This window comes from Haloarcula sp. H-hyl2 (assembly GCF_056934385.1).
The window spans coordinates 687,368-713,098 of sequence record NZ_JBRIIJ010000002.1 but is presented as its reverse complement, the minus strand read 5'-3'; the positions used below and the strand labels follow the sequence as shown (position 1 = coordinate 713,098).

Below are 25,731 nucleotides of genomic sequence, written 5' to 3'. Positions count from 1 at the left end.
ACGCGCAAAAGACCGTCGGGCTACGCGACGCCCGCCGGGAGTTCGACCCGGTCGCCCACCGCGACGCCGGTCCGGTTGGCCCACCCGCGGTTCACTTCGAGGACGTACTTCCCACGGCCCCGATAGCGATGCAGCGTCTCGTCGCCGGGATCGGGCAGCGACGCGTGGTGGATAGTCGTGATGGTGCCGTCGGCGTCGACGAAGATGATATCCAGCGGGAACGACATGTTCCGCATGACGTAGGCGTGGGCCCCCACTTCGTCGTGGACGAACAACATCCCCTCGTCGGGCCCCAGTGAATCCGTCTCGCTCAACCCGACGTACCGTTTCGTCCCCGTGTCCGCGATTCGGACCTCGACTGTCGCCAGCGTCGCGCCGTCACCCTTGACCGCGACTGTGGTTCCGGGCGTTGCGGTGGCCGTCCCCGTCGCCGTCGAGTCGGGTGCGGCGGTCGTCTCCCCCTCGCGGACGGTGACCGTCCCACGCTCGTAGTCGCCGGTCCCGATCAGGTCGACCCACGCGCCCGTCTGTAGGAGGAGTGCCCCCCCGACCAGCAGGGCGACCGTACCGAGGATGGCGATACCGGCCCGTCGCTCCATACCGGTCGAGAGGGCCAGCGCGACGGTAAGGGTTCCGACCGAGAGAGAAAGCGTTATTCCTGCCGATGGGGAACGATGGAACGAGGGTCCGTGGTCTAGTTGGTTATGACGTGGCCTTTACAAGGCCGAGGTCGGTGGTTCGAATCCGCCCGGACCCATAGATTCTCCGCGAACGGCTCGTGAGCGATGAACCTCTCTTCCGGGCGGATTCGAACCACGGTCACTCCGTGGTACTCCGTTCCCTGATTCGAATCCGCCGGGAGAGCGCCGTTCCGGCGATCCCTTGCGCTATCGCGCACAAGCCGAGCGCAATGGGTAGTCCGCGTGCCCATACGACCGGGCACCGCTCGCAGCTGCCCGAAGTACAGCCCTGCCTTTCCCCGTCTTCGCTCGGGCGCGACTGCCGTCGCGCCACTCGCTCACGGCCACAACACCGCCGGGGGACCCCTCACGAGGGTTCGTTGTCCTCCGAGATGCCGAAGCAGAAGCTGCTACTGCGCGGAAAACGGGAGAACCCGGAGCCGCCTACCGCTCGTCGATGGGGACGAACTCGGTCTCGTCGGGATCGGCGCCGGTGTACCGAGCGCGCGGCCGGATGAGGCGGTTGTCCTCGATGTACTCCAGGACGTGGGCGACCCAGCCGCCCACGCGGGACATCGCGAAGATAGGGGTGTAGATGTCGATGGGGATACCCATCTGGTAGTACGTCGAGGCCGAGTAGAAGTCGACGTTCGGGGCCAGGCCCTTCTCCTCCATGAGGTAGTCCTCGATTGTCGTGGACATCTCGTACCACTTCAGGGAGCCCGCAGCCTCGCCGAGTTCCTTCGAGCGCTCGCCGAGGATCTTCGCGCGCGGGTCCTTGACGTTGTAGACACGGTGGCCGAACCCGGAGACGCGACGGCCCTCGTCGAGTGCGCTCTTGACCCAGTCCAGGGGGTCCTGATCGGCGTCGTCGACCTCCTTGAGCATCTCCATGACGTCCTGGTTGGCGCCGCCGTGGAGCGGACCCTTCAGCGTCCCGATGGCCGAGGTGACCGAGCTATGGACGTCCGAGAGCGTCGAGGCGGTGACCATCGCCGAGAACGTCGAGGCGTTGATGCCGTGGTCGGCGTGGAGGACGAGTGCCTGATCGAAGACGTCCGCGAGCACGTCGTCTGGTTCCTCGCCGTTGAGCATGTACAGGAAGTTCGCCGCGTGGTCCAGGTCCTGGCGGGGTTCGACCGGGTCCTCGCCGTTACGGATGCGGGTGAAGGCTGCGATGATCGTCGGAATCTTGGCCGTAATCCGTCGGCCCTTCGCGAGATTGACCGCCTCGTCTGTGGGGTCGGCGTCCTCGTCCGCCGGATCGTACGCCGACAGCATCGAGACGGCGGTCCGGAGTGCGGCCATCGGGTTCTCGTCGGCCTCGGCCAGCTGGCGGACGGTGTCGATGACGTCGTCGTCGACCCCGCGCTCGCCCGCCATCGCGTCCTCGAAGGCCGCGAGGTCCTCGGCGTTCGGGAGGTGACCGTGCCAGAGCAGGTACAGCACCTCTTCGTAACTGGCGCCGTTCGCGAGGTCCTCGATGGTGTAGCCACGGTAGACGAGTCTACCGACGTCGCCGTCGATCATGCTGAGACTGGACTCGGCGACGAGGACACCTTCGAGCCCCTTCTTGAGGTCGTCAGACATACCGTGAGGGTTCCCGACGTGCCGGGAAAAACATTTTCTTTCCGGCTGCCGCTGTCACAGAGCCGGGGGAATAGGAATGGACGAACGGTCGGTGAGCGAGGATATTGTTTTAACTAATGTATCGAACTCGTCCGGAACTGTCCGAGCGGCCACGACGGTGCGCGACACCGTCTGACAGGGTCAACGCTTTTGCACGGCGGCGCCGAACCGCGGCGTATGGACCCGACAGTGTCGGTCGAGTACGAACCGGTCAGCGTGAAGGCGGTGCTGGCCGAGATGAAAGACACCGCGGAGCTGCTCATCGATCTCTCGTACTCGGCGGTCCTGCTCGGGAGCGACGACGTCGCCGCGGAGGTGCTGGAACTCGAAGAGAAGATGGACGTCCTCCAGTTGCGCGCCCGGATGAGCCTGCTGATGGCCTGTCGCTCGACGGACGACGCCGAGGCGCTGGCGCCGGTCCTGGGGATGGTCGGCGCCGCCGAGAAGATCAGCGACGCCGCCGGCGACATCGCGAAGATCGTGCTGGAGGACATCGGCCTCCCGGACACGATGCGGACGGCACTGCCCGAGGCCCTGGAGACGCTCGTCCGTGCGACGGTGACCGCCGACTCACCACTGGCCGGCCAGACGCTCGGCGCGTTGAACCTGGAGACCGAGACGGGTGTCCGGGCGCTCGCGATTCGGCGCCAGGGCGACTGGCTGCTCAACCCGGACCGCGAGACGGCGCTGCAGGCCGACGACGTCGTGCTGTTGCGCGGGCCCGAATCGGGTGTCAGCGAGGTGTACCGCGACGCGACCGGCACCGACTACGAACCGCCCGAACCACCCGACGATGCTGCCCAGGACCTCGACCGCGCGGTGACCTCCATCGTCCTGATGAAGGATATGGCCGAACTGGCCGTCGACCTGGCCTACGGTGCGGTACTGTTCGACAGCGAGGCCGTCGCCGAGGAGGTCGTCGAACTCGAAGCCGAGGTCGACGCCCTCCAGTCCCGCTTCGAGGCCTGGGTGCTCCGGGCGGCCGGCGACAGCGACGACCCCGTCTCGTTGCGCGGCCTGGTCCACCTCGCCCGTTCGACGGAGGTCATCTCCGACGCCGCCCTGGAGATGAGCGAGGGCGTCCTGCGAGGGCTCTCGACACATCCCGTCGTCGCCGAGGCCGTCCAGGAGTCCGACGAGATCCTCACGCAAGCGACCATCGCCGCGGCGAGTGACCTCGCCGGCAGCACCATCGGCGAGCAGGAGATCAAGACCGCCACGGGGATGCGCATCATCGCCATCCGGCGGCCGGGCAACCTGAGCGACCGGACCGGGCGCGAGGGCGGCGACTGGGTGGTCTCGCCGGGGCCGGAGACGCCGCTGCAGGCCGGGGACGTCGTCATCGCGAAGGGGACCCGCTCGGGTGCCGAACGGTTCACCGAACTGGCCGAGCGGTGACCGATCAGGTCGGCGTCTCTGTCACATCGGGTTCGGCGGCCACGACGGCGCCCAGCGTGTACAGGAACCCCAGGATGCCGAACGCCGCGACGACCGGTGCAGAGGCGGCCGTGCTGTTGCCGGCGGCATCCCCGATCGCCAGCAGGGTGATAACGAATCCGCCTGACTCACTCCGAGCTGTCCTGGCGGGCCAGTCGCACGGCCGAAGCGACGGTCAGCAGCGCCGTCGTCAGCCCGCCCAGCGAGGCCGCCAGCACGAACGCCAGCGCGAGATAGAGGTACGGTGACCGGCCGGTCCCCGGCAGGACGAACGTCGCGAACACGAGGCCGGTCACCACGAGCGCGAAGCCGAACCCGAGCTTCGCGTTCCGCGGGACGTTCAGCGCCTGCACCATCGCGGCCCGGCCGCCTGGTTGCTCGGACTCTGACACACCTGCCGGTAGGACCCGTCCGTTCAAGACGGCGTCGGTCCACGCCGCCGGAATCCGAACCAGTAAAGGCACACAGGCCGAACGGGTGGGACAATGGTACGTTTCGGTACGGCGACTGCCGTCCCCGGTGAGATGGATACGGGACGGTTGCCGGTGGGTGAGGCCCGCGACGGGAGCGACGTCGGACTCCCCGTGGCCGTGGTCAACGGCGCCGCCGACGGGAAGACACTGTACATCCAGGCCGCCAGCGACGGCGACGAACTCAACGGCGTCGGTGTCGTCCAGCGCGTCCTCCCGCGGCTCGACCCCTCGGAGATCGCCGGCACGATCATCGTCTGTGGCATCGTCAACTACCACGCGTTTCAGGTCGCCGAGCACCGCAACCCCATCGACGACACGAAGATGAACCGGGCCTACCCCGGCGACGACACGGGGACCTCCAGCGAGCGCATCGCCGCGGCGACCTTCGACGCCGCGGTCAGCGCCGACCTCGTGCTGGACCTCCACCAGGGCTCGACCTCCCGGATGATCGAGGAGTGTCGCGTCCGCTGTGGGACCCGCCACCGCCTCCACAGCGAGTGTCTCGAACTCGCGAAGGTCTTTGGCTGTGGTCACATCCTCGACCAGAAGGGCCCCGACGGGCAACTCGCTCGTGCGGCCCCCGACGAGGGCGTCCCCACCATCGACCCCGAACTCGGCGGCTGTGTCGGCTGGGACGAGGACTCCATCCAGAAAGGCGTCGACGGCGTCTTCAACGTCCTCACCTACTACGGTTTCCTCGACGGCCACTACAGCCCCACGCCACAGACCCGCGCCAGCGGCTTCGAGCAGTACGGCGCCCCCGCCGGCGGGCTGGTGGACTTCGAGGCCGACCTGGGCGACCGCGTCTCCCGTGGCGAGACGCTGTTCCGTATCACCGACGTCTTCGGCCAGGCAAAAGAGACCATCACCGCCGACTCGTCGGGCATCTTCTGGCGTTCCCGTCGCCTCCCGCAGGTCGCGACCGGCGAGTACGTCTGCTCGGTCGGGACTGATATCGATACCTACTAGACCACTTTTTACTTCGTCGGGTGAGCGCTTCGCGCTCACCACTCCTCGTAAAAACGTGGGGAAAAACTGCTCGACCTCACTCCGTTCGGTCGAGTGAAACCGCTCGCTCCGCTCGCGGTATGCTCCCGGCACAGCCCTGCCGGCAACCACTTTTTCCGCTTCGGGTGGCCTCGCTGCGCTCGGCCACCGCTCGCGCAAAAACGTGGGGAAAAAACGGGACCATCGCTTCGCTCGGTCCCGTGAAACCGCTCGCTCCGCTCGCGGTATGCTCCCGGCACAGCCCTGCCCTTCCCCGTCTTCGCTCGGGCGCGACAGCAGTCGCGCCACTCGCTCACGGCCACCGCACCGCCGACGGTTTCCGACCATCACTTTTTGATGGCTCCCCGACCCAGTGCCGCCATGCGACACTGCGAGGCCTGCGGCCGCGAGTATCCCCGCGACCGGCCGTGGCGCTGTGACTGTGGCCACGCGCTGGACGACGCCGACCCGTCGGTGCCCGACGGCGAACCGCCCGCGTTCGACCGCGAAGCGGGCATCTGGGCGTTCGAGGCGTTCCTGCCGATGGACGAGCCGGTGACGCTTGGCGAGGGGTGGACGCCGCTGGTCGCGGCCCCCGAGTGGGACGCGACGTTCAAACTGGAGTTCCTCCACCCGACGGGGAGTTTCAAGGACCGCGGCGCGGCGACGGTGATCGCCGAGGCACGGGCCGTCGGCGCCGACCGCGTACTGGAGGACTCCTCGGGCAACGCCGGGCTTGCGGTCGCCAGCTACGCCGCCCGCGCGGGCATCGACGCCGAGATCTACGTCCCTGCCGACGCGAAAGCCGAGAAACGCCGACGCATCGAGCGGACCGGTGCCGACGTGGTCGCCGTCGAGGGCGACCGCCAGGCGGTCACCGACGCCTGCATCGAGGCCGTCGAGGCCGGCGAGGGCTACTACGCCAGTCACGCCTGGAACCCGGCGTTCTTCGCGGGCACTGCCACCGTCGCCTACGAACTGGCCGCCCAGCGCGACTGGTCGGTCCCCGACGCCGTCGTCACGCCGCTGGGCCACGGAACGCTGTTTCTCGGCGCCTACCGCGGCTTCTGGGCGCTGGAACGGGCCGGCTGGATCGACGACGTCCCGCGGTTGCTGGGTGCGCAGGCGGCCGGCGCGAGCCCCATCGCGGACGCCCGCCACGGCCCGAGTGACGGCGACGATCCCAACGACATGGCGGACGGCATCCAGATCCGAGAGCCGGCACGCGGCGACCAGATCCAGGACGCCATCGACGCGACCGACGGGGACGTCGCGGCGGTCACCGAGCGGGCGACCGCGCGGGAGTACAACCGACTCGCCGCTGCGGGGTTCCACGTCGAACCGACCTGTGCGACGGCGACGGCAGCGCTCAGGACGTTCCGCGAGCGCGGCGTCCTCGACCGGACCGACGACGTCGTGGTCGCGCTGACCGGCCGGAACGCCTGATTACCGCCACAGCAGCAGGGAGACGGGCGTGTCGGCGTCGACAGACACCCACTGTGTATCTACCGAGTCCGCTGCATCGCCGTCGTAGCAGATGTACCGTTCGCTCCCGTCGGACCGCGTCCGCACCACTGCCGGGTACACTCCCTCGTCGGGATCCGGCGACGGGGTCCCCCCGGTCGGTGAGACGTGTTCGGTTCCCATGCTGGGATGAGTCGACCACTATGTCTATTGTTACCAACAAACTAGGCGACGGAAGGGGTCACCGAACGCGCTCCAGCGAGATCAACACGTCGGCCGATGCAGCCACCCACCGTGTCGCGATCTCCTTTGCCGGCCGGTCTTTCGGATAGAGGATCGCCCGCTCGTCGCCGTTCCTGGATGGCTCCAGTTCGGCGATCAACAGCGTCTCGCTGAAATCGTCCTGCGGGAGCGCCACGCTGTCGCCGTCTGGCCCGGGGCTGCTTTCGGTGCTCATAATCTGTGCTAGCATCTGCATATTCCTTGTTATCGCCCTCCTAATCTGCGACACGCGGCTCCGCAACCACCGTTTTCGGCGTCGGGTGTCCTCGTTCATTCCGTTCGCTGCGAGCACCACTCGCGGCAAAAACGTGGTTCTCGTGAGCGAAGCGAACGAGATGGTTCGAGACGGCCTCGCCGTCTCGTCATCTGCTCACGGGCCGAAGGCCCGTTTGCAGGTTCGCGCGACTCTGCGAGTCCCGCGCTCATGCCGGAGATCGAAGATTTCCGGGCAGCTCGAAGGACGAGCGGAGCGAGTCTTTCGGTGGCGAAAAAACGGCCACTCGCGACGCTCGTGGCCGGTCCCTATCGTTGAGGATGTGTCGGTCCCTCGAAACCCCCTCGAACTAGTGGTTTCGCCACGTGTCGTCGCGCAACGGGTGGGACCTCGTACCAGCCCGGTTCGAGATCACGGTCGACCTGCTCCTCGACCTTCCCGTCGGCACTCGTCCCGCAGTCCCGACAGCGGTAGCCCTGGTTCCGTCCGGCCGAGGACATCGACCGGCCGCAGTCGGGACAGTCCGGCGTCGTCAGTTCGGTCTCGACCAGGTCCTCGACCCGGAACTTCTCCAGTTTGAGCGTCCCGTCGCTGACCTCGCCACAGGCGGTCACACGGTCGCCGACACGGAGCGCCCGCACCCGGTCGCGGAACTGTTTCGTCGGCTCGAAGGCAGCACACTGGAGGGTCATCCCGTCGTCGGCTAGCGTCAGGAACACGTGGCCGCCTGCCCGCGTCTCGGGTGCGTCGACGACCTCGCCAGTCACCCGGTAGGCGCTGTCGTCCGCGACGGCCGCCAGCGCGGCGTCCTGGAGGTGGACGTCGGTCCCCTGGTTCGTGTGGAACGTCGCGCGCTCGGCGACCGGTTCGCTCTCGATGGCGTCGGCGACCGTGCGACACACTTCGGGATCGTCGCCACGGATGCCGTACAGCACCGGGCAGGGCGTCCGTGGGACACAGACGGGGTACGCCGACGCGTGATCGACGGTATCCCAGACGGCTGGATAGTGATCCTCGGCCGCTGCGAAGACGCTCTCGGTGTCGACAGTGCGGTCGGTCCCCCACCGCTCGCGCTCGCGGTAGGCGATGTGCTCGTAGGTCCACTCGTCCAGGGCCGTCCACGCGCCGACGGCCGCCAGCGCCCCGACGACGCCGCGTCCGTTCCCGCGTTCGAACCGTGCAAAGCCAGCCATATCTATCAGTGTCGTCGCCGCGACGCGGTCCTGGATCGCCTGGATGGCCGCCAGCGTGAACTCGGCGACCGACGGGGGGACGGCGTCTGGATCGCAGTCGGCGACGACGGCGCCGGGGTTGGTCTGTGGGTCGTCGGTCTCGGCCAGCGCGAGCGTCTCCCGGACCAGACTGGCGGCGCGGTCCGCGTCGAGGTCCGTGTGGATCGCCAGCGCCGCGTTCCCGCGGGTCTTGTGCTCGACGGCGGGATTCAGCCGGACCAGCAGCAGGCGCTCGACGTGCCCGCCTGCCTCGCGGATGTCGTCGGCCAACTGCCTGGCGGCGTAGGTCGTACACATCCCGCCGGTCCGGGAGTCCGTGTCGTCGAGTCCGACGATGGTCACGCGCCCCCGTTGGTCGGTCGCGCTCAAACCCCTTTCGTCGCCCCGAGAGTACCCGACGAGACCGGAACGGCGCCACAAATCATATATACGGCGATTGGCTATCCCTAATAGAGGTACGGAGTACTATGTCACGGTCGGCACTGGTCGGCAACGTCATGGCGATGCTTGAGGACGCGGGCTTTCTCGTCAGCGACCGGTGTGCCATACGGCCAAAGAGCTTCGACATCGCAGCCCGGCGTGGTGAGGACGTCCTGCTCGTGAAGATCCTGGGCAACATCGACGCCTTCGACGGCGTCACGGGCGCTGAGATGCGCCGCCTGGGGACCTACCTGAACGCGACGCCCATCGTCGTCGGCCTGCGGACCCGCGACGAGGACCTGAAACCGGGCGTCGTCTACTTCCGGCACGGCGTCCCGGTACTGTCGCCGGACACGGCGATGGACCTGTTCGTCGAGGAGGTCCCGCCGCTCATCTACGCGGCGCCGGGCGGCCTCTATGTCAACATCGACTCGGAAGTGCTGGCGGACGCCCGCGAAGACAGGGAGTGGTCGCTGGGGCGCCTGGCCTCGGAACTGGGCGTCTCCCGGCGGACCGTCTCGAAGTACGAGGACGGCATGGACGCCTCCGTCGAGGTCGCAGCGGAACTCGAAGACCTCTTCGACGCACCGCTAACTGCGCCTGTCAACGTCCTCGACGGCGCCGAGGAGGTCCGGGACGACGAACCGACGCCGGAGGACCCCGACGCCGACCCCGAGGACGAACCCATCGTGACGGTGTTCACCCGCATCGGCTTCGAGGTCCACCCTACCGACCGGGCACCGTTCAAGGCGGTCAACGAGAACGGCCGCCGCCGCGAGCAGGTCCTGACCGGCCACTCGCCATTTACCGAGGCCGCCGAGAAGCGCGCCCGAATCATGTCCTCGGTCGGCGAGGTCACACGGACCCGCTCGGTCTACGTCGTCGACGAACTCAAACGCGAGTCCGTCGACGGTACCGCCATCATCGAGGAAGACGAGATGGAAGAGATCGAGGACGCCGTCGACCTGCGCGATCTCATCATGGAACGCGGTGAGGACCACGAGGAGACTGCTTGACCACTTTTTACTTCGTCGGGTGTCCTCGCGAGCGGCTGCGCCGCTCGCTGTGGACACCACTCCTCGTAAAAACACCCTTCACGCTCCCTCCGGTCGCGTGAAGTGAAACGGCTCGCTCCGCTCGCCGTATGCTCTCAGGCAGCCCTGCCCTTCCCCGTCTTCGCTCGGCTGCGACGGCAGTCGCAGCACTCGCTCACGGCCATCGCATCTACGACCGCAAAAAGCCGCTCATCTTTCGCGGTCGCAAGCGATCGCGCACCGCTCGCAGTGTTACGCCGCGCCGCTACCGTAGGTCTCTTCGAGATACTCGACGATGTCGTCGGACTCGGGCATCCCCTCGATACCGTGTTCCTTGTCGACAAGTACCGGGACACCGGTCTGGCCCGAGACCTCCTTCACTTCGGTGCGCTCGCTGTGGGAGCGCGGGACCATGTGAGAGTCGTACTCCAGGCCGAGTTCGTCGAGTTTCGTGATGACCTTCGCACAGTACGGACAGCCCTCCAGTTCGTAGAGTTCCAGGTTGGCCATTGCGGCTATCGGTATGGACGCCAGCGACAAGAGGACATCGGTGGTGTGTAGGCCCCGCGCAGGCCCGTCAGACCGCGCTGGAGAGGATGCCGCCGGTCCGGACGACGAAGTAGAGGACGAACGCGAGCGCCAGCACCCACTGGCCGATCAGGACGTCGTCGAACTCGCCCTGCGCGGTCTTGACGATGGGGTAGGAGACGATGCCGGCGGCGATACCGTAGGCGATCGAGTAGGTGAACGGCATCACCATGATCGTCAGGCCGGCCGGGACCGCATGCGAGAAGTCGTCCCACTGGATGTCGACGACGTTGCGCATCATCAACACGGCGACGACGACCAGTGCGATGTGGGAGGCATAGAGGGGGATCGCCGTCGCCAGCGGGACGACGACGAGCGACGCCAGGAACAGGCCGGCGACGACGAGTGCCGTCAGCCCGGTCCGGCCACCCTCCTCGACACCGGTCGCGGACTCGATGAACGTCGTCACCGTCGAGGTGCCCAGCATTCCGCCGACGGTCGTCCCGACAGCGTCGGCCATCAGCGGCTTGTCGATGTCGGGGAAGTCACCGTTCTCGTCGAGGAAGCCGCCGGCCTGCCCGACACCGACGAGCGTCCCGGCGGTGTCGAAGAAGTCCACGAAGAAGAACGTGAACACGATCAACGCGAACGCGAAGGCCTCGACGTTCTGGAGGCCAGCGATGAACGCGCCTGCGAGCGGCGTGATATCGTACTGTGCAGAGGAGAGCTGTGCGGCGTCGAAGCCGCCGTTCCGAACTGCTTCGGTCGCGAGCACGCCGGGTTCGGCCAGTCCGAGGAAGGTCCCGACGGCACCGGCAAGCGTCGTCAGGACGATGCCAGCGATGATCGCCCCACGGAAGCCAGCCGCATAGAGGACGAAGGTCAGGAACAGGCCGGCGACCGACAGGATCGCGACGGGATCGCTAGCGATACTCCCCAGCCCGACCAGCGTCGCCGGGTCGTCGACGACGATACCCATGGCTTGCAGGCCGATGACCGCCAGGAACAGGCCGATCCCGGCCCCCACGGCGAACTTCACGGGCTCGGGGAACAGTTTGATGATGTACTCTCTGGCCCCCACTGCGGTGAGGATGATGAAGATGATCCCCTCGACGACGATGGCGGCGAGTGCCGTCTGCCAGGGGACACCCAGAACACCGACGACGGTGATCGAGAAGAAGGCGTTGAGGCCGAGTCCGGGTGCGAGCCCGAACGGTCTGTTGGCGTAGAACGCCATCACTAGCATCGCCACGACCGACGAGAGGATCGTGACGACCGCGAGCATCTGCAGTACTTCCGGCGGGCTGTACCCGTCGATGGCGATGCCGCCCGGTGTCCCGTTGTCCGGGAAGGCCGTGAGGATCGCCGGGTTGAGGACGACGATGTAGCTCATCGTCAGGAACGTCGTCAACCCCGCGACCAACTCGGTCCGGACGGTAGTGTCGTGTGCATCGAGTTCGAACAACTGCTCCAGCGTACCCATTGGTGCCAGTCTCAGTATAGACGGGCATAAGCGTGGCGAGAACGGCCAAAATTGGTAGTCCGGACGAAAGCTCCGGGACGGTTACGCTTCGACGTCGAGGTCGTCGGGGGCGTCGGCCAGCAGGTCCGAGGCGGTCACCAGCGCCTCCAGTTCCAGGTCGTGCTCGGCGAGGTTCTCGCGGGCACCCTCCTCGCGGTCGACGACGACGAGGACGCGCTCGACGACGGCGCCGGCCTCGCGCAGCGCCTCGGCGGCGTCGATGGCGCTCTGGCCGGTCGTGGCGATGTCCTCGATGATGACGACCTCCTCGCCCGCGTCGAGTTCGCCCTCGATGCGGTTGCCCGTGCCGTACTCTTTGGCCTGCTTGCGGGCGATGACGTACGGGAGACCGGTTTCGACGCTCGTCACCGCGACCATCGGGACCCCACCCAGGGCGACCCCGGCCAGTTTCGTGTCCGTCACGCGCTCGGCGAAGGCAGTAGCGATCAGTTCCAGACAGCGCGGATTCGTCTCGAAGACGTACTTGTCGACGTAGTAGTTCGACGTCCCGCCGTGTGAGAGTTCGAACTCGCCGTACTTGACCGCGTCAGCGTCCCGCAGCGCGTCGATGAGTTCCTGGTTGGCCATACAGGCTCTCTGCTGGCAGGGTGCTAATGGCTGTTGGAATCGGCCGGGTAACGTCGACATTCCTAAGCCACTCGGTGACACAGATTGGCTCGAATGCAAGTGTTCGGGTCGAGTGGCGTCCGGGATGTCGCTGGCGAGGGGCTGACACCGCGGTACGTCCTCCAGGTTGCCGAGGCCGCCGGGAGCGTCTGGACCGACGTCCACCGCCGGGTCGCCGTCGCACGGGATACACGGACGACCGGTCGGACGTTCGCCAACGCCGCGGCCAGCGGGCTGACGGGGCTCGGGCTCGACGTCGACCGCCTGGGTATCGTTCCGACACCGGGGTTGCAGGCGTACTGCGAGCGCGAGGGCGTGCCGGGCGTGATGATCACGGCCAGCCACAACCCGCCGGCGTACAACGGCGTCAAACTGATCGGCGGCGACGGCGTCGAACTCCGCCGGGAGACCCTCGACGATATCGCCGCCGCCGTCGAGGCAGACGACCCGGAACTGGTCGGCTGGGACCGTGTCGGCACCGACCGCTGTATCGAGACCGCACGCCGTGACTACCGGGAGCAAGTACTGGACGCCGTCGACCGCGAGCGCATCGCGGCGGCCGATCTGACCGTCGTGATCGACCCCGGCCACGGCGCCGGGTCGCTGACCAGCCCGGACCTGTTCCGGGAACTGGGCTGTACGGTCCACACGATCAACGCCCAGCCCGACGGCCACTTCCCCGGTCGTGACCCCGAACCCGTCGCGGCCAACCTCAGAGACCTGCGGGCCTACGTCCGTGCGACCGACGCCGACCTGGGTATCGCGCACGACGGCGACGGTGACCGGGCCATCTTCGTCGACGAACACGGCGACCACGTCGAGGGCGACGCCGCGCTGGCGGCACTGGCGGCGGCCGAACTCGAAGCCGGCGACGGCGTCGTCTCGGCGGTCAACGCTTCACAGCGCCTCGTCGACGTGGTCGCCGAGGCCGGCGCGGACCTCTCGCTGACGCCCATCGGCTCGACGTACATCGTCAGTCGCATCGCCGAGCGACGGGCCGACGGTGACCACGTCGCCATCGCCGGCGAGGGCAACGGCGGTATCATCTTCCCGGACTACCGCGTCGCTCGCGACGGCGCCTACACCGCCGCGCGGTTCTGCGAACTCGTCGCAGAGACGCCGGCCAGCGAACTGGTCGGGGCCTACGACGGCTACGAGAACGTCCGGCGAAACCTCCGGTACGACGATACCGAGGAGCGAGCGGCGATGCTCGACGGCGTCGAACGGTACGCCGAACGCGCCGACGCGACCGTCGACCGGACCGACGGCTGGCGGCTGGACTACGGCGACGCCTGGGTGCTGGCCCGCCCGTCCGGCACGGAGCCGGTCGTCCGCGTCTACGCCGAGGCCCGCAGTCTCGACCGGGCGACGGAACTGGCAGAGGCGATGGTCACGGCCGCGGACGACAGCTGATCAGGGCGGGCTCGGCAGTTCGCCGTGTGTCTCCAGTGCGTCCTGGATGGCCTCGGACTCCTCGCGAGCGGCAGCCAGGTCGGCCGCGACGGCGCCGCTGGCGACCCGCTCGCGCTCCTCGGCGGTGAGTTCGGCGCGAGCGACAGCGCTCTCGCGTAACCGCTCGTAGTCGTCCCGCCGTGCGAGAGCACGCACCTCCCGGAGTCGGGCGACGACCGTCTCGTCGGCGAATCCGGCGACGACCGATCGGTACTCCTGACACAGCCAGGGCAGTTCCGCGGCGGGCGGCGGCGGCCAGCCGACGGTGAGCGGTTCGGCGTCGAGCCCTCGGAGATAGGTCCGGCGGGTCGCGACCGCGCTCCGGAGCGCCGCCGGGTCGTCGACGTAGTGGTCGAGTTTCGATCCGGAGTAGTCGGCGTACTCCAGCAGCGTCGGGACCGGCTCGGTGCCGGTCTCGTGCTCACGGACGTACGTCAGCAGTTCCGGCGGCGGCGTCCGGAACTCGACCAGCGGGAAGGCGTCGGCCCGCGCGACCAGGTCGAGCACCTCGCGGGCGGGTGCGTCGCCACGGAACTCGCCGAACGCCTCCCTGACTGCCTCGTCGTAGGTGTCGATGGGGTCGCGCAGTCGCTCGACGGGTGCCTCCAGGTCGGCGTCACCGAGGCGCTGGAGCCGTTCGAGGGCCGCGATGTGCTCGTCGAGTTCGTCGAGCCGGCGGCGTGCGTCCCGACGGGCCTGGACGTAGGCTTCGCGGGCGGTTTCGAGTTCGTCCAGCCGGCCGACGAGGTCGCCGACCGGTTCGAGTCGCTCGCGTGCCCGCTCGAAGTCCGACTCGGTGAGCCGCCGTTTCTGGAGGCTGTCGTCGACTGCCTCGAAGGTCTCGTACTCGGGGACGTCCTCGTCGAGATTCTCGACCAGTGTCGCGACGGCACCCTCGAACTGGGTGTAGGCCTTGAAATCGCCGCTGCCGGTCGCCCGGCCGTCGTAGTCATCGAGCAGGCGCACGAGCTCCCGGTAGGCGTCCCGACAGGTCCGCAGCCGGTCGGCACCCACGTCCTCGACGCGCTGTCGGGCACGCTCGCGCTCGCGTGCTGCCTGCTCCAGCTGGTCGACGACCTCGGACATCAGTAGACGTCGTCGGGGTCGAACACTTTCTCACCCACCACGTCTCCCTCGACCGTGCGGTGGAAGCAGGACTCGTAGCCCGTGTGGCAGGCACCCCCGTTCTGGTCGATCAGGTACAGCAGGGCGTCGCCGTCACAGTCGACCCGGATCTCCTCGATCGCTTGCGTGTGCCCGCTCGTGCCCCCCTTCTTCCAGAGTTCGTCCCGACTGCGCGAGTAGTAGTGGGCGTACCCGGTCTCGCGAGTCCGTTCGAGTGCTTCCTCGGTGACGTACGCGAGCATGAGTACGTCACCCGACTCGGCGTCCTGGGCGACGGCGGGGATGTACTCCTGCTCGTCGAACGCGAGGTCGACGGCTGTCATACTCTGGCGGAAGTCTGTGCGGAAGATAGGTCTTGTGTCGTGGGCAGCCTGTCACCCGTGGCTCGCTATCAGGCCGACCGTCTATCGTTCTTCGCCTTCGACGTCGATCTCGGCCTCGATCTCGATCGTGATGCCGTCGGCGTCCAGTTGGCCCTCGACTTCGCGCCGGTCGCCCACTTCGAGTTCGAGTTCGTCCGGTTCGATCTCGACCTCCACTTCGAGGTCGACGTTGACGTTCGTCTCCGTCATAGCCGGGCTAGCGGGAGTAGTGCTATAACGACATCGGGTCCCGTCGACGTGCTCGGTTCCGGAAGGTATTTTTTAGGCTGGCCAAAATAGAGGGGTAGATGCGCGACGCGATTCGAGTCACCGTCGAGGCAGGCCAGGAGACCACGTCGGCCCGCGTGCACGACGACGCTGGCGAGGTGACCGCCGGCGACGCGACGTTCCGCTTCCGTGTCGACGGTGCGGACGCCGACCACACCGAGCCGGCGGCAGACGACCACGAAGACGATACCGATGGCGAGGCCGACGCCCGTCATATCGCACCCGTCGCCGAGATTCCGACAGATAGCACCCTCCGATGTGAGGCACTGCAGGACGGATACGGCGTCGGGATCATCCTCCGTCGCGAGGACGACGACGTCTTCGCCTGGCGCAACTCCTGTCCCCACAAGCCGGAGGTCCCGCTCGATCCGGGCCGCGGCGCCATCGTCAGCGGCGACCAGATCGTCTGTCACGAGCACGGCGCCCGGTTCGAGTGTGACGACGGCTTCTGCACGTATGGCCCCTGCCAGGGGGAGACGCTCGACGAGATCGTACTCGACATCCGCGACGGCGACGTCTACCTCGCCGACGAGCGGTTCGAGGCCTGCACCCGGATTTGAACCGGAGGCAGTCGGGCCCACTCGCTTCGCTCGTTGTGCGTGTCTTCCAGGGTTCAGAATCCGCTCGGTAGCGTCTTCACTGCTCACTTCGTCCGCAGGAACATGCCGCCTCCCGGATTTGAACGCGGTGCCTCAGACGCCGGCTGGCTGACCTCAAGCGCCGGACGGCTTCCGCTCAGACGCCGCTCAGGGCTTGAGCGCATTCCCCGATTGGCGTGGACCCGTTCTGCGGAGAATCCAACAATGGCAGAACTCGAACACCTCAGTCCCGCCAAAGCGAAGGAAATGTTCCTCGCACAACGAGAAGACGAAGTCGCAGAAAAGACGCACCAAATCTACCACTACCGTCTCAAACCGTTTGTGCAGTGGTGTGAGCAAGAAGAGATAACGAATCTCAACGACCTCACTGCCCGGTCATTGCACGAATACCGCCTCTGGAGAAAGAAGGATGGCAATCTGAAGACAGTGACCCTGAAAGGCCAACTCTCGACTCTCCGAGTCTTCATCAAATTCTGCGAATCTATTGATGGAGTCGAGAAGGGTTTGCACGACCAAATTCTCATTCCCTCTGTCGATGACGAAGAAGCCGTCAGTTCCAGTATTCTCGAAGCTGACAAGGCAGAGATGGTCCTCGACTTCCTCGACAAGTATGAGTACGCCTCAAAGCGCCACGCACTCATCACTGTGCTATGGCACACAGGCTGTAGGATGGGTGCCGCTCACTCCCTTGATGTCGGTGACTTCGACCCCGATGAACAGTCCCTTGAAATCAGGCACCGACCAGAGACGGAAACGAACCTGAAGAACAAGCAGTCAGGTGAGCGCATCTGTGCTCTTTCGGAGAAGGTCTGCTCCATTCTGCAAGATTACATCAATGTGACGAGGGATGAAGTGACCGATGAACACGGTCGAAACCCATTGTTCACTACCCAGTACGGTCGGATGCACCGCTCGAAGATTCGGCAGATGGTGTACGCCGCTACTCGCCCGTGTTTCTACGATGAACCGTGTCCTCATAATCGGGACCCTGATTCCTGTGAGGCTATGCAGTATTCACAGGCAAGCAAGTGTCCCTCTAATGTGTCGCCTCACGACATTCGACGAGGAGCAATCACACATCTTCTGCGGAATGAAGTTCCAAAACAAGTCGTTTCTGACCGTGTGAATTCCTCACCGGAAACCTTGGAAAAGCACTATTCACAATTGACCGAAGAGGAAAAGATGGAGCAGAGGCGAGAACATTTGGATAGCATCTAATCAACACCACAGGTGAGAGTTAGCCTCTGGGAATTCAACCCACCTTGGTGACTGAGGCTCAACCATCACCCTGTCAGACTATCCGACCGCATTTGATGACTTGTGATATCGAAACCGTTCAAATGCGGAAAACAGCCTGACAGAGAGAGGGCTGAACCTCAGTCACCGAGTCTTAGGATAATGCCCGAAGGTAAGGAAACTTTCAGCCAAGACTACTCCTCTTACAATACTTAGATTCCAATTGACAGAGACGGCCAATGGTTGATTTTACCTTCTCGATACAGTGCTCTACTCCGTGCATCCAACGAGGGTATGCGTTCGCAGTCGGACCCTGATTCCAGATGAAATCCCTATACACGGTTCAAGCGAGCGTCCCACCCTACGCTAAATCATAGGATGTTGGCCTTGACCAATCGAGCGTACTTGCCACAAGAAGTCAACAGCCTGACAGTGCATCAGGCGTCACCTCAGTCACCTGTAGAACCGAACTCCCACGTTCAACTCTACAGTAGTACATACGCACTCCAGCCACTTAAAACTTTCGGTCATCTGACCAGTCTAACTTCGTTCATATTCTTGTTTATCATGTTGAAGCAGAGTCTTGGATTAGGAGTGTCCCTCGCCGTTGTCAGTGGTCTCACCGAGTGAGTGGTTTGGACAGTAGCCGTGGTGAAGGTCTGTCATATCTGTGAGGACGCCGATTCCCCATTCCAGTTCAGTCCACTCGCTATCTTTGATAGCCTGCATACTATCGAATACCTCCGTCTTATTACAGCAGTCGAGTCGGCAGATAGTTCGAAATCCTACTAACTTCTCTTCGCGGGTAGGCGAATCTGCGAATTCAAGCTCGGGGTGGTCCACCTCCGTAGGGGGCTCAGATGCATCAACACCTAACATGGAATTGATGAATGCTTCTCCCTCCTGTTCTGAGATACCATCTTCAAGTTGGTACTCTTCCTCTTCACCGTCAATCAACAGGGTGACCGTCCCTCCTGCGAGTGGATGTTCACTCATTGGTGCCCTCATAGAGAATGGTGCCATCAACGAGCCGTGCAACACTCACCGGGTTGATTACCCAATCGCTCTGGTTTAGTTGAGTGAAGCCCTCAAACTCTGCCCAATTCTCGTAGTCGTCTGGGTCGATAACTCGGATTCCCTGGAATTGGGTTAGTTCTCCTTCATCCGCAAACTCCTCGACGCTGTAGCCGTGATTCTTTATATAGTGGTGTCCTTCGCCGCTCTCTTGGTGCTCAACTTCGCTGTTTGCCGGACGCTTTACCTGTCGCTGTTCGTGCGATTTTTTCGTATTCATGATTGCTCGAACGTCCGGGCTATCTATCACCGGACGCATTTACATACAGGGGCGATTGATACTTAAGCGCCATCTCCCCATTGGTGCAAAATCGCATTCTGAATTAGATTCGGAAGTTCTAACAGAATATGTGTGCTATAAATGTATCTAACGGGCCAGTTCTGTTGAATATTTCTCATTCCTTGAAATACAGACAGGCCTCAGAGGACCAAATCATCTCACTCTTTGAGATGTTCGAGAATCTGGAGGAAGCGAAACGCGAGTTCATTCCGCTGAGCGGTTGTTGACCCGGCAACATCCCGAAGTTCTTCGATTTTTCTCGTGTACTTCTCATTCGTCACCAGCTCAAGTGGGTTGTCGGTTCGCTCTTCGAACTTCTCAGCGACCTCTTGCAACTTTGTTTCTGAGGCATTCGGAACATTAGGACTCCAGAATTGGAACCGGTGAGAGGCCGAATCACCAAACGCCTGGTTGACATAGTTCTCAGCATTTTGGAATTTTGATTGAATCCTGTCTCGGTTGGTTTCGGCATTCCCATAGCCCAAGCCGCGTATGTGGGTTGATACTTCACAGGCGATTATCTCTTGCTCACCCTGTGGTTGAATCCCAATCACATCGACCTCCATTTGGTCACCTTCAATCGGGGAATGCTGTCCGTAGGCGACTATCTCACACTCCTCTACCAACTTCAAGTACGACCCGACCAACATCTCTCCCGCTTTCGGTTGTACTGCCATATTCACGGTTCACAGTGAATTAGGATAAGCTCCGGCCACCCAAACCACTCTAAGGGCCTACCCTCAACGGGTTACTATGGGAAATTCGTATCTGGTGGAAGTCAAGCCCTCCGTATTCAGCGAGACCACTTTGACACCGAGTGACTTCGACCAAATCAGCAATCTATCTACAGAGGCAGACCAGTTTGACGACCGGCTTACGATGGCTTTCCGTTCCCGAGAAGGTGCAGAAGAGTGGGTCAACTCGCTTGAAGCAGATATTTACACACATCGGATAGGCCGTCTCCATCTACAATCAGCACATCAAGCCGATAGCTCAGAGGTTGACGCATACCTCATGTTCAAACCACGGTCCTAATTATCGAGCCGGGGGTCAGTCTTCCTCTCTCCTCGAAGAAATCGTTGAATTTCGTGCTTCAATTCCCTTTCCGAGAGTTCTTTGCTCTCACCCATCTCAGAGCTAATTCCCATCCTATCGTGCAATTCATCTTGCTGTTGCTGGATTTTTTCGTCTCGGTCAGCCAGGCCCTCAAGCGTCTGCACGAGGGCTGTTTCAATCTCTTCGTCCCGGATTTGTTCTAATTCTTCTGCAGTTTTATCGCTGACCTGAACAGAATATTCGACGGTCATTCTCCTTCTCCCAATTCAGCGAGTCTTCGTTCCGCCAGGGTCCGGGCATATGCTCCAAGCGAGATACGTCCCTCTTCACTGAAATCTTGTTTGAGAGCTTCTTTTAGTAGGTTCTTTTCGTCTCTATGCATGATGACATAAGTTTCGTTAGTTCGATTCATATGTAAACTGAGAAAGAAACACTACAGGACTACCTGCGTACTTAACTACGTGTTCCAGCTACTTAAAAGTTTCGGTTATTTGACATATCTTCAGTACATAATCTGCTACCTCATCTTGAAATCAGTGGAATAAGAGTCAATGAAGCCCAAAATCAAGGGTATAAGCAATTCGACAGGATATTTCGATATAACCTGATTTCGCCATTTGCCTGGTCTCAGCTGCCCATATTTTTGGACCCTTGTGGGCATTGCTCGTGCTGGGTCAGATTTCTGTGTATATAAAAAACCAAGGCACGGTTGTGATGAGACTTGTGGCAGGCAAATTTTATCTTCTCTCGCTAAGGCGTCTTATCAAGTAACAATGTCTGACGAGAATGAAGAAGAAAATGATGGGGATAATAATCCAATAAAATACTCGCCTATGCGAGAGATGGTGAAAGAGACTGTTGAAGAGTGCCAAACAAGCGAAGAAGGCGTGGAGCTATTAATTGACCAGTTGGAATTCCTTGGGAAGCAGATTTGGATACAAGCGAGTCGACATGTGATTGAAGATGGACGTGTTCGTGTTCAAGAAGATGATGTACAGACAGCGTATGATGAGTTGCGACACCCGCATGACTTATTGAAGAACTCAGCCGATGATATGCGCGATATGGCGCGTGATTTAGATTCTTTAGCCGAACAATCACCAATATACGCCAGTATTCCTGACGAGGACGAGGACGATGAGTAGTAATATCTTCTTTTTCCGTGGCGGTGATGATGACTACACCATTGAAGAAATGCGGAATCGAATCCCCGCAGGAAGAATTACTCCGGAAACTCCCGAGGTGATGGAGATGCTTGAAGAATTGAATGAGGTGCCAAGCGAGGTTTCGAGCTTAAATAAGAACCCTCATCTTGACCTTGTTCGAGAGGAACGCTCCCGAGAGCGATATGAGGAATATATTACTAACCTGTTTCAGGAGTACGGAAAAAGAGGTGACAAATTCAATATTCAGCTATTCGAGTTAAAAGGTGGCTCCATCTCATTTGGGGAGTTATCTGAACAAGCCCAATCATTAGAAGGGACTGATGTGGCTGACGAGTTTTCCGACCTGCGAGACGTTCCCCTCGCTCTTCAAAAGGTCAACACAAATGAAGAAGAGAAGCGCGTTGATTTTTCTTTCCAGACAATTGAATCAGAAGAGTGGATAAATCCCACCGATGATTTACCAATTATTGTCTACCGAGGTGGTGAACAAGTACAAGAGTATTCTGACCCCGATTATGAAGTAATGGCTCCCGCGACGTATAGAATCGAAGCAAGAGTCTACGTAGATGCGGGCCTGATTGCAGTCTCAAACTTTTCTTCAGTAAAGGACGGTGACCAAACTGATATTGTTGAGATAATTGGTTCAATAGGCAGGACGCAGGAGGCTGAGAACAATGAGTAGCTCATCTCGGTTAGAACTGAATGGGACTGAGCTTTTATTATTGAAGTGGGAAATGGAAGGTAGTACTTCTGAGGTTGGTTATAAATTCAGGTCCGATTTAGAACGTGCGAACGTTCGAGGCGACCCCGACAGTCAATTTATGACGAACCGGGCTGTCAGTGTTCTCGAAGAACAAGGGGAACTTCGAAAGATTCTATTTTGGGTAGAGTACCCTGAAGAGTTCTTGGACGAGGACCGATATGTTCAGGTTCGTGTTTATGACGACGGACACATCACTGTTTCACAGCCCGTTCGCTCTGACTTGTTCGATGATATTGAGTCACACATCGAGCGACTTCGAGGTTACCGTGACTATCTACAAACTCTGGATGAACTTCAGGACGAATTTATGAGGGATGCATATCGAACAGAATCCACAGACAGACGCCAACGCATCCGTCAACAGATGGTTCAATCTTTTGACCGGGTACTGGACGTGCACTTTGATACTTCTGAATATTCCGATGCAGAAATGCGAGTTTTCCGGTCGATAATTGCAAATCTTGGCATCTCTATCATTCGAAATGGATTACCCGATATTGACGAGGTTGAGGGTATATGCGAAACCGAGATAGAAGCTCTTGACCCGGATGCCCCCGTTGAGAATGGTATTCGTGAATTCTTTATCAATTATGCAGACCATGGACTGGATAACCAATCGCTTGATTACGAGAAGTTTGTAGACCATTTGAGACCGATTTTGGAAATCAGGAAAGATTTAGACCCTGACCACGAGGGAGAATACACTACTTGGAAGAAACCGTTGAGCGTAATCTCTGAAGTCACTGAACGCTATGGCATTGAATGAAGAGGCGGAGGCGCTAGTCGAGTGCGTCTTCCATGAGAGTGGGCCTGAGCCCATGGAGGAGCGTTTTTACTTAGAAGACTTGCAAGAATGTGGAGAGGATAAGTTTGGTGACCCTGACGTCCTTCGAGGACTAAAGAGGGATTTTTCCGTTCAACAGGAGACCGTTTGTACTCGATGCGAGCCCGAACAACTCGCTAAATACTGCCAAGAGCACTCTGGAGCAGATTTTGAGGAACGAGAGTATTGGCAGATTCATCCTGAAAACACGGTGCAGAGGTGGATTGATTGGGTCCGAGGCGAAGGCATATTCCAATCAATCAGCGAACCCGAACAGTTAGATAATGCTCGGTGGAAAATCACTGGCACATTTGAGTCTGGGCCTGTCCGGTTCCATATATTTTTTAGTAAACCGGAATTGGACTCGTTCAATTTTGACCGGGACACTCCTGAGTTCGGAGTAGCATTTCTGAACCCCGGTCTCGTCGAACAATCAACTAACTCTGACAGGACGTATTCATGGTCCGAAGTGTTGCGTGAGGGATTCCCTCAGGATTTCAGACAGACCCGCGAGGAATTGTTTGGGAGTTTCGGTGATAGACTTCTCTCTACAGAAGACTTCCAAACCAGCAAGCCCCTTATTGAAGACAGCTTACGAGAATATTTTTCTGCTATCGGCTATTCTCGGATTGAGAATAACGTAGGTGCTAATTGTCCTGAAGCCAGGAGATACGAGTTGGACGTTTCTGCGCATGGTGATTTTGTAGCCATTGAGTCAGACACCGAGAAAGTAGTAGCCTGTGAGTGTGATGTTGTAAATGACTATCACCTACACAGATTCTCAGATAATCAATTAGCGTCCGCTTCAGGTGCAGATGGAGTTGATGAATTGAGTCATTTAATAAGCGAGATGCGCACGAAAGCGACACAGAGAGCAGCTCTTACGAAGCGTATTAATGATATCCAGACATTTGTGAGTCTGTCCACAGGGGTTGCTGCGGTTGCAGCTATTCTATCTCTCTTCAATAACATTAGCCAGTTTGCAAGCTTTTTAACTGATATATTCGGTGGAACACCCATCTCAAAGGGTTTGAGCTACTCATTTCTCGCAATAGCAATAGCCGCAATTATCTTCATAGCTGTACTCGCTGCTCTCTCCCTATTTTGGGAGTATCGTTTTGATTGGAGCGTGGAAACGCCAGACGACCAACCTAATTAATAAACGTGACTCAGAGACTACGTTATGGATGAGTAGGATACCAGAGAACAGCTTTCAATTTGTTTCCACTGAAGGGGATTTATAGGACACTATGGACCTTGATATTCTCGACCGTGACTTGGAATTGGCTCCTTTGTGGTCGATGTTTTTTGCGACTTTTAGTTTAGTTGCCGTACTTGCCACGCTTGCATTCTGGGCGATTATAACTCAATCAATTGTGAGCTCACTATTTCCGGCAGCTGACGCAATTGAAATCGGTAAGCTAACTGCTTCTCTTATTGCGGTTATAGTCAATTTAGGATTTTCTGCTGGACTTATCTATATTTATGTTAGACAGACTGGCGTACTTCGTGAGCAAAAAAATATCAGTAATGAACAAACCACGATTCAGGACCGGCAGCGGAAGATTATGGAGGCAGAGTATATTCCAGAGGTGGGTATAGAAGTTGACGAAATTGAGGAAGACACGGTCAAAATTCAGTGCACAAATAATGGTACAGGGTTGGCGAAGCATTTTGAAGTAGATGTTGAGTTCTTTGTAAGCCGTGATTCAATGGACGACCCAGCAGAGTATGACCAAGGCGTAGAATTAGAACGGCTCTCTGATACATCGTTTAGTCATACCTCACACGTTCCAAACTACGGAGAACTTGAGCAAATCGCGTACTACAATGGGGGCGCTTCAAAGCCTCGTAGGCCTTCTAAAAACGGGAATGCAATCCAGGTTCGAACGGAGGAAATATTACGAGAGAAAGACAGTGATATGCTTGAATTTTCTGTATATTTTGAGAGGTTTGTGGACCCTGGTGGAAATCCGGAGAATCCAGGTAGGCTATCTTTCAGCGACGGAATTGAGGCGTTGCAGGAAGAAGGGATAGAGACCATCGGCGTCGGACTGAATATCTCATATCAAGACGTGTTTGACGAAGAGGTTGCGGATGAACCTCTCGTGAGTAGTTGGGTGGATATCCGGGATGGAACGTCGCTTGCAGAATTGTTTGAGAAATCGAATGGCCGAGGCGTTTTCTCCTCTCGCATGCCTTTCCGTGATAGAGAAAAAGTATACCGAACAGGAGTCTACCCCTATGTCTGAATCCGTGGGAAGGCCCCCTGCAATTTGAGAATTGGTAGTAACACAGCTCCATTGAGAGAGCAATCGTGGGTCAAGGAATTTTAACCACCAGTCTGTTGGCTACTGGTATGGATACTTCTCATATACTGGAACAACTGGCTGATGATTTCGCTACGGTAGTTCCTTCTGTTGACTTGAGAGCCGAACATGACCGATGGAAGGCGGGTATCGGGCCCTTCGAGGAAGAACGACAAGTCGAGATGCTCCGGGAAGCAGTCGACGGAGCCACCAGCTACTCCATCGAGACTGAAGTGCCATATCTCGATGGAGGGCAACGGGTAGACGTCTTAATCGAGAGTAAGGACACGCAGATTCCGGTTGAGGCGAAGCTCCTCCGCTTTCGCTATGACAACGGGAATATCGACCCGAACAGCTTTGCGAAGGTCTTCAGCCCCTTTCCCGAACGGACGACCTCGACGCTTCTCACGGATGCTCTGAAGCTCCACGAGGCGGGCTTCAAGGAGAGTGGTGGCTTGCTGGGCCTCTACTACGAGCCGGTTGATGAGTCCTACGAGCGAATGACTCCCGAAGCTGTCGCAGAGAAGTTCGCTCTCGACGTAGACTACTGGTACGACTTTGATGTAGAGACAAGGAAAGTGGCACACTTCGAGGGGTTGCGTCATCCCATCCATCAGCAGGGTGCTATTATTACGTGGGAAATCATTGACTCAACATAGCAATGCGGAC

General features: G+C 60.4%; 31 protein-coding genes and 1 tRNA gene. 15 read left to right on the top strand and 17 right to left on the bottom strand.

The genetic code is table 11. From position 1 onward, the window contains the following. Window positions 1-20: 20 nt before the first annotated feature. Window positions 21-599 carry a DUF192 domain-containing protein gene (locus Hhyl2_RS13500; protein ID WP_483551291.1) on the bottom strand — a complete coding sequence of 193 codons (579 nt, stop codon included), beginning with the start codon at window positions 597-599 and terminating at the stop codon, window positions 21-23. A gap of 84 nt (window positions 600-683) precedes the next feature. Between Hhyl2_RS13500 and Hhyl2_RS13495 the strand changes: the two genes are divergently transcribed. Beyond that, window positions 684-757 (top strand) — tRNA-Val (locus Hhyl2_RS13495). A gap of 367 nt (window positions 758-1,124) precedes the next feature. Here Hhyl2_RS13495 and citZ read toward each other — a convergent pair. Beyond that, window positions 1,125-2,270 (bottom strand): citrate synthase, encoded by a 1,146-nt coding sequence (citZ, locus tag Hhyl2_RS13490; RefSeq protein ID WP_483551290.1) that lies wholly within the window; start codon window positions 2,268-2,270, stop codon window positions 1,125-1,127. 216 nt (window positions 2,271-2,486) lie between these two features. On the opposite strand from citZ, the gene Hhyl2_RS13485 reads away from it, so the two are divergent. Beyond that, complete coding sequence (locus tag Hhyl2_RS13485; protein ID WP_483551289.1) at window positions 2,487-3,707, top strand: potassium channel family protein; 1,221 nt, start codon at window positions 2,487-2,489, stop codon at window positions 3,705-3,707. 167 nt (window positions 3,708-3,874) lie between these two features. Here the strand turns inward: Hhyl2_RS13485 and Hhyl2_RS13480 are convergent, their stop codons facing one another. Next, window positions 3,875-4,138, bottom strand: coding sequence for a DUF7536 family protein (locus Hhyl2_RS13480; protein ID WP_483551288.1), 264 nt, complete (start codon window positions 4,136-4,138; stop codon window positions 3,875-3,877). A 93-nt stretch (window positions 4,139-4,231) separates the two neighbouring features. Here Hhyl2_RS13480 and Hhyl2_RS13475 point away from each other — a divergent pair, with 93 nt between their 5' ends. Both Hhyl2_RS13475 and Hhyl2_RS13470 read left to right on the top strand, forming a co-directional pair. Then, window positions 4,232-5,188 (top strand): succinylglutamate desuccinylase/aspartoacylase family protein, encoded by a 957-nt coding sequence (locus Hhyl2_RS13475; protein ID WP_483551287.1) that lies wholly within the window; start codon window positions 4,232-4,234, stop codon window positions 5,186-5,188. A 399-nt stretch (window positions 5,189-5,587) separates the two neighbouring features. Then, window positions 5,588-6,652 carry a threonine synthase gene (locus tag Hhyl2_RS13470; RefSeq protein WP_483551286.1) on the top strand — a complete coding sequence of 355 codons (1,065 nt, stop codon included), beginning with the start codon at window positions 5,588-5,590 and terminating at the stop codon, window positions 6,650-6,652. Here Hhyl2_RS13470 and Hhyl2_RS13465 read toward each other — a convergent pair whose 3' ends face one another. From Hhyl2_RS13465 to Hhyl2_RS13455, 3 genes are all read right to left on the bottom strand, one after another. Then, entirely contained in the window at window positions 6,653-6,853 is a 201-nt protein-coding gene (locus Hhyl2_RS13465; protein ID WP_483551285.1) for a hypothetical protein, read from the bottom strand. A gap of 58 nt (window positions 6,854-6,911) precedes the next feature. Then, complete coding sequence (locus Hhyl2_RS13460; protein ID WP_483551284.1) at window positions 6,912-7,127, bottom strand: hypothetical protein; 216 nt, start codon at window positions 7,125-7,127, stop codon at window positions 6,912-6,914. 347 nt (window positions 7,128-7,474) lie between these two features. Then, entirely contained in the window at window positions 7,475-8,740 is a 1,266-nt protein-coding gene (locus tag Hhyl2_RS13455; RefSeq protein ID WP_483552030.1) for an exodeoxyribonuclease VII large subunit, read from the bottom strand. A gap of 125 nt (window positions 8,741-8,865) precedes the next feature. Between Hhyl2_RS13455 and Hhyl2_RS13450 the strand changes: the two genes are divergently transcribed. Continuing rightward, on the top strand, window positions 8,866-9,834 hold the full coding sequence (locus tag Hhyl2_RS13450; RefSeq protein ID WP_483551283.1) for a transcriptional regulator: 969 nt from the start codon (window positions 8,866-8,868) through the stop codon (window positions 9,832-9,834). A gap of 270 nt (window positions 9,835-10,104) precedes the next feature. Here Hhyl2_RS13450 and Hhyl2_RS13445 read toward each other — a convergent pair whose 3' ends face one another. The 3 genes from Hhyl2_RS13445 to pyrE form a co-directional block, all read right to left on the bottom strand. After that, a complete protein-coding gene (locus Hhyl2_RS13445; RefSeq protein WP_483551282.1) occupies window positions 10,105-10,362 on the bottom strand; it encodes a glutathione S-transferase N-terminal domain-containing protein in 258 nt (85 codons plus the stop codon). Between the two features lie 67 nt (window positions 10,363-10,429). Continuing rightward, window positions 10,430-11,863: an NCS2 family permease gene (locus tag Hhyl2_RS13440; RefSeq protein WP_483551281.1), complete on the bottom strand. Its 1,434-nt coding sequence runs from the start codon at window positions 11,861-11,863 to the stop codon at window positions 10,430-10,432. Window positions 11,864-11,944: 81 nt separating this feature from the next. Then, window positions 11,945-12,490: an orotate phosphoribosyltransferase gene (gene pyrE / locus Hhyl2_RS13435; RefSeq protein WP_483551280.1), complete on the bottom strand. Its 546-nt coding sequence runs from the start codon at window positions 12,488-12,490 to the stop codon at window positions 11,945-11,947. A 93-nt stretch (window positions 12,491-12,583) separates the two neighbouring features. Between pyrE and glmM the strand changes: the two genes are divergently transcribed. Next, on the top strand, window positions 12,584-13,942 hold the full coding sequence (glmM, locus tag Hhyl2_RS13430) for a phosphoglucosamine mutase (RefSeq protein WP_483551279.1): 1,359 nt from the start codon (window positions 12,584-12,586) through the stop codon (window positions 13,940-13,942). Here glmM and Hhyl2_RS13425 read toward each other — a convergent pair whose 3' ends face one another. The 3 genes from Hhyl2_RS13425 to Hhyl2_RS13415 form a co-directional block, all read right to left on the bottom strand. Beyond that, window positions 13,943-15,067 (bottom strand): DUF7118 family protein, encoded by a 1,125-nt coding sequence (locus Hhyl2_RS13425; protein ID WP_483551278.1) that lies wholly within the window; start codon window positions 15,065-15,067, stop codon window positions 13,943-13,945. Beyond that, the gene (hisI, locus tag Hhyl2_RS13420; RefSeq protein ID WP_483551277.1) at window positions 15,067-15,429 is read right to left on the bottom strand and encodes a phosphoribosyl-AMP cyclohydrolase; all 363 of its coding nucleotides are present in this window, start codon (window positions 15,427-15,429) and stop codon (window positions 15,067-15,069) included. Before hisI ends, Hhyl2_RS13425 begins: the two co-directional genes overlap by 1 nt. An 81-nt stretch (window positions 15,430-15,510) precedes the next feature. Continuing rightward, window positions 15,511-15,678, bottom strand: a complete 168-nt coding sequence (locus Hhyl2_RS13415) for a hypothetical protein (RefSeq protein ID WP_483551276.1) — start codon at window positions 15,676-15,678, stop codon at window positions 15,511-15,513. A gap of 98 nt (window positions 15,679-15,776) precedes the next feature. Between Hhyl2_RS13415 and Hhyl2_RS13410 the strand changes: the two genes are divergently transcribed. After that, entirely contained in the window at window positions 15,777-16,316 is a 540-nt protein-coding gene (locus Hhyl2_RS13410; protein ID WP_483551275.1) for a Rieske (2Fe-2S) protein, read from the top strand. 243 nt (window positions 16,317-16,559) lie between these two features. Continuing rightward, window positions 16,560-17,573, top strand: coding sequence for a tyrosine-type recombinase/integrase (locus tag Hhyl2_RS13405; protein ID WP_483551274.1), 1,014 nt, complete (start codon window positions 16,560-16,562; stop codon window positions 17,571-17,573). 606 nt (window positions 17,574-18,179) lie between these two features. Here Hhyl2_RS13405 and Hhyl2_RS13400 read toward each other — a convergent pair. The 3 genes from Hhyl2_RS13400 to Hhyl2_RS13390 all read right to left on the bottom strand — a co-directional run bounded on the left by Hhyl2_RS13400 (window position 18,180) and on the right by Hhyl2_RS13390 (window position 19,622). After that, window positions 18,180-18,587 (bottom strand): hypothetical protein, encoded by a 408-nt coding sequence (locus Hhyl2_RS13400; protein WP_483551273.1) that lies wholly within the window; start codon window positions 18,585-18,587, stop codon window positions 18,180-18,182. Further along, window positions 18,580-18,915 carry a hypothetical protein gene (locus tag Hhyl2_RS13395; RefSeq protein ID WP_483551272.1) on the bottom strand — a complete coding sequence of 112 codons (336 nt, stop codon included), beginning with the start codon at window positions 18,913-18,915 and terminating at the stop codon, window positions 18,580-18,582. Before Hhyl2_RS13395 ends, Hhyl2_RS13400 begins: the two co-directional genes overlap by 8 nt. A 188-nt stretch (window positions 18,916-19,103) precedes the next feature. Then, window positions 19,104-19,622: a hypothetical protein gene (locus Hhyl2_RS13390; protein WP_483551271.1), complete on the bottom strand. Its 519-nt coding sequence runs from the start codon at window positions 19,620-19,622 to the stop codon at window positions 19,104-19,106. A 76-nt stretch (window positions 19,623-19,698) separates the two neighbouring features. On the opposite strand from Hhyl2_RS13390, the gene Hhyl2_RS13385 reads away from it, so the two are divergent. Continuing rightward, entirely contained in the window at window positions 19,699-19,980 is a 282-nt protein-coding gene (locus Hhyl2_RS13385; RefSeq protein WP_483551270.1) for a DUF8081 domain-containing protein, read from the top strand. Here the strand turns inward: Hhyl2_RS13385 and Hhyl2_RS13380 are convergent. Next, complete coding sequence (locus Hhyl2_RS13380; protein WP_483551269.1) at window positions 19,977-20,252, bottom strand: hypothetical protein; 276 nt, start codon at window positions 20,250-20,252, stop codon at window positions 19,977-19,979. The genes Hhyl2_RS13385 and Hhyl2_RS13380 overlap by 4 nt on opposite strands. After that, the gene (locus Hhyl2_RS13375; RefSeq protein WP_483551268.1) at window positions 20,249-20,383 is read right to left on the bottom strand and encodes a hypothetical protein; all 135 of its coding nucleotides are present in this window, start codon (window positions 20,381-20,383) and stop codon (window positions 20,249-20,251) included. The genes Hhyl2_RS13380 and Hhyl2_RS13375 overlap by 4 nt, the downstream gene beginning before the upstream one ends. Before the next feature lie 391 nt (window positions 20,384-20,774). Between Hhyl2_RS13375 and Hhyl2_RS13370 the strand changes: the two genes are divergently transcribed. From Hhyl2_RS13370 to Hhyl2_RS13345, 6 genes are all read left to right on the top strand, one after another. Further along, window positions 20,775-21,146 (top strand): hypothetical protein, encoded by a 372-nt coding sequence (locus tag Hhyl2_RS13370; RefSeq protein WP_483551267.1) that lies wholly within the window; start codon window positions 20,775-20,777, stop codon window positions 21,144-21,146. Next, a complete protein-coding gene (locus Hhyl2_RS13365) occupies window positions 21,139-21,849 on the top strand; it encodes a hypothetical protein (RefSeq protein ID WP_483551266.1) in 711 nt (236 codons plus the stop codon). The genes Hhyl2_RS13370 and Hhyl2_RS13365 overlap by 8 nt, the downstream gene beginning before the upstream one ends. After that, on the top strand, window positions 21,842-22,696 hold the full coding sequence (locus Hhyl2_RS13360) for a hypothetical protein (protein WP_483551265.1): 855 nt from the start codon (window positions 21,842-21,844) through the stop codon (window positions 22,694-22,696). The genes Hhyl2_RS13365 and Hhyl2_RS13360 overlap by 8 nt, the downstream gene beginning before the upstream one ends. Further along, the gene (locus Hhyl2_RS13355; protein WP_483551264.1) at window positions 22,683-23,912 is read left to right on the top strand and encodes a hypothetical protein; all 1,230 of its coding nucleotides are present in this window, start codon (window positions 22,683-22,685) and stop codon (window positions 23,910-23,912) included. Before Hhyl2_RS13360 ends, Hhyl2_RS13355 begins: the two co-directional genes overlap by 14 nt. A gap of 91 nt (window positions 23,913-24,003) precedes the next feature. After that, window positions 24,004-25,005, top strand: a complete 1,002-nt coding sequence (locus tag Hhyl2_RS13350; protein WP_483551263.1) for a hypothetical protein — start codon at window positions 24,004-24,006, stop codon at window positions 25,003-25,005. Between the two features lie 107 nt (window positions 25,006-25,112). After that, entirely contained in the window at window positions 25,113-25,721 is a 609-nt protein-coding gene (locus Hhyl2_RS13345; protein WP_483551262.1) for a transcriptional regulator, read from the top strand. The last annotated feature ends 10 nt before the right edge of the window (window positions 25,722-25,731 follow it).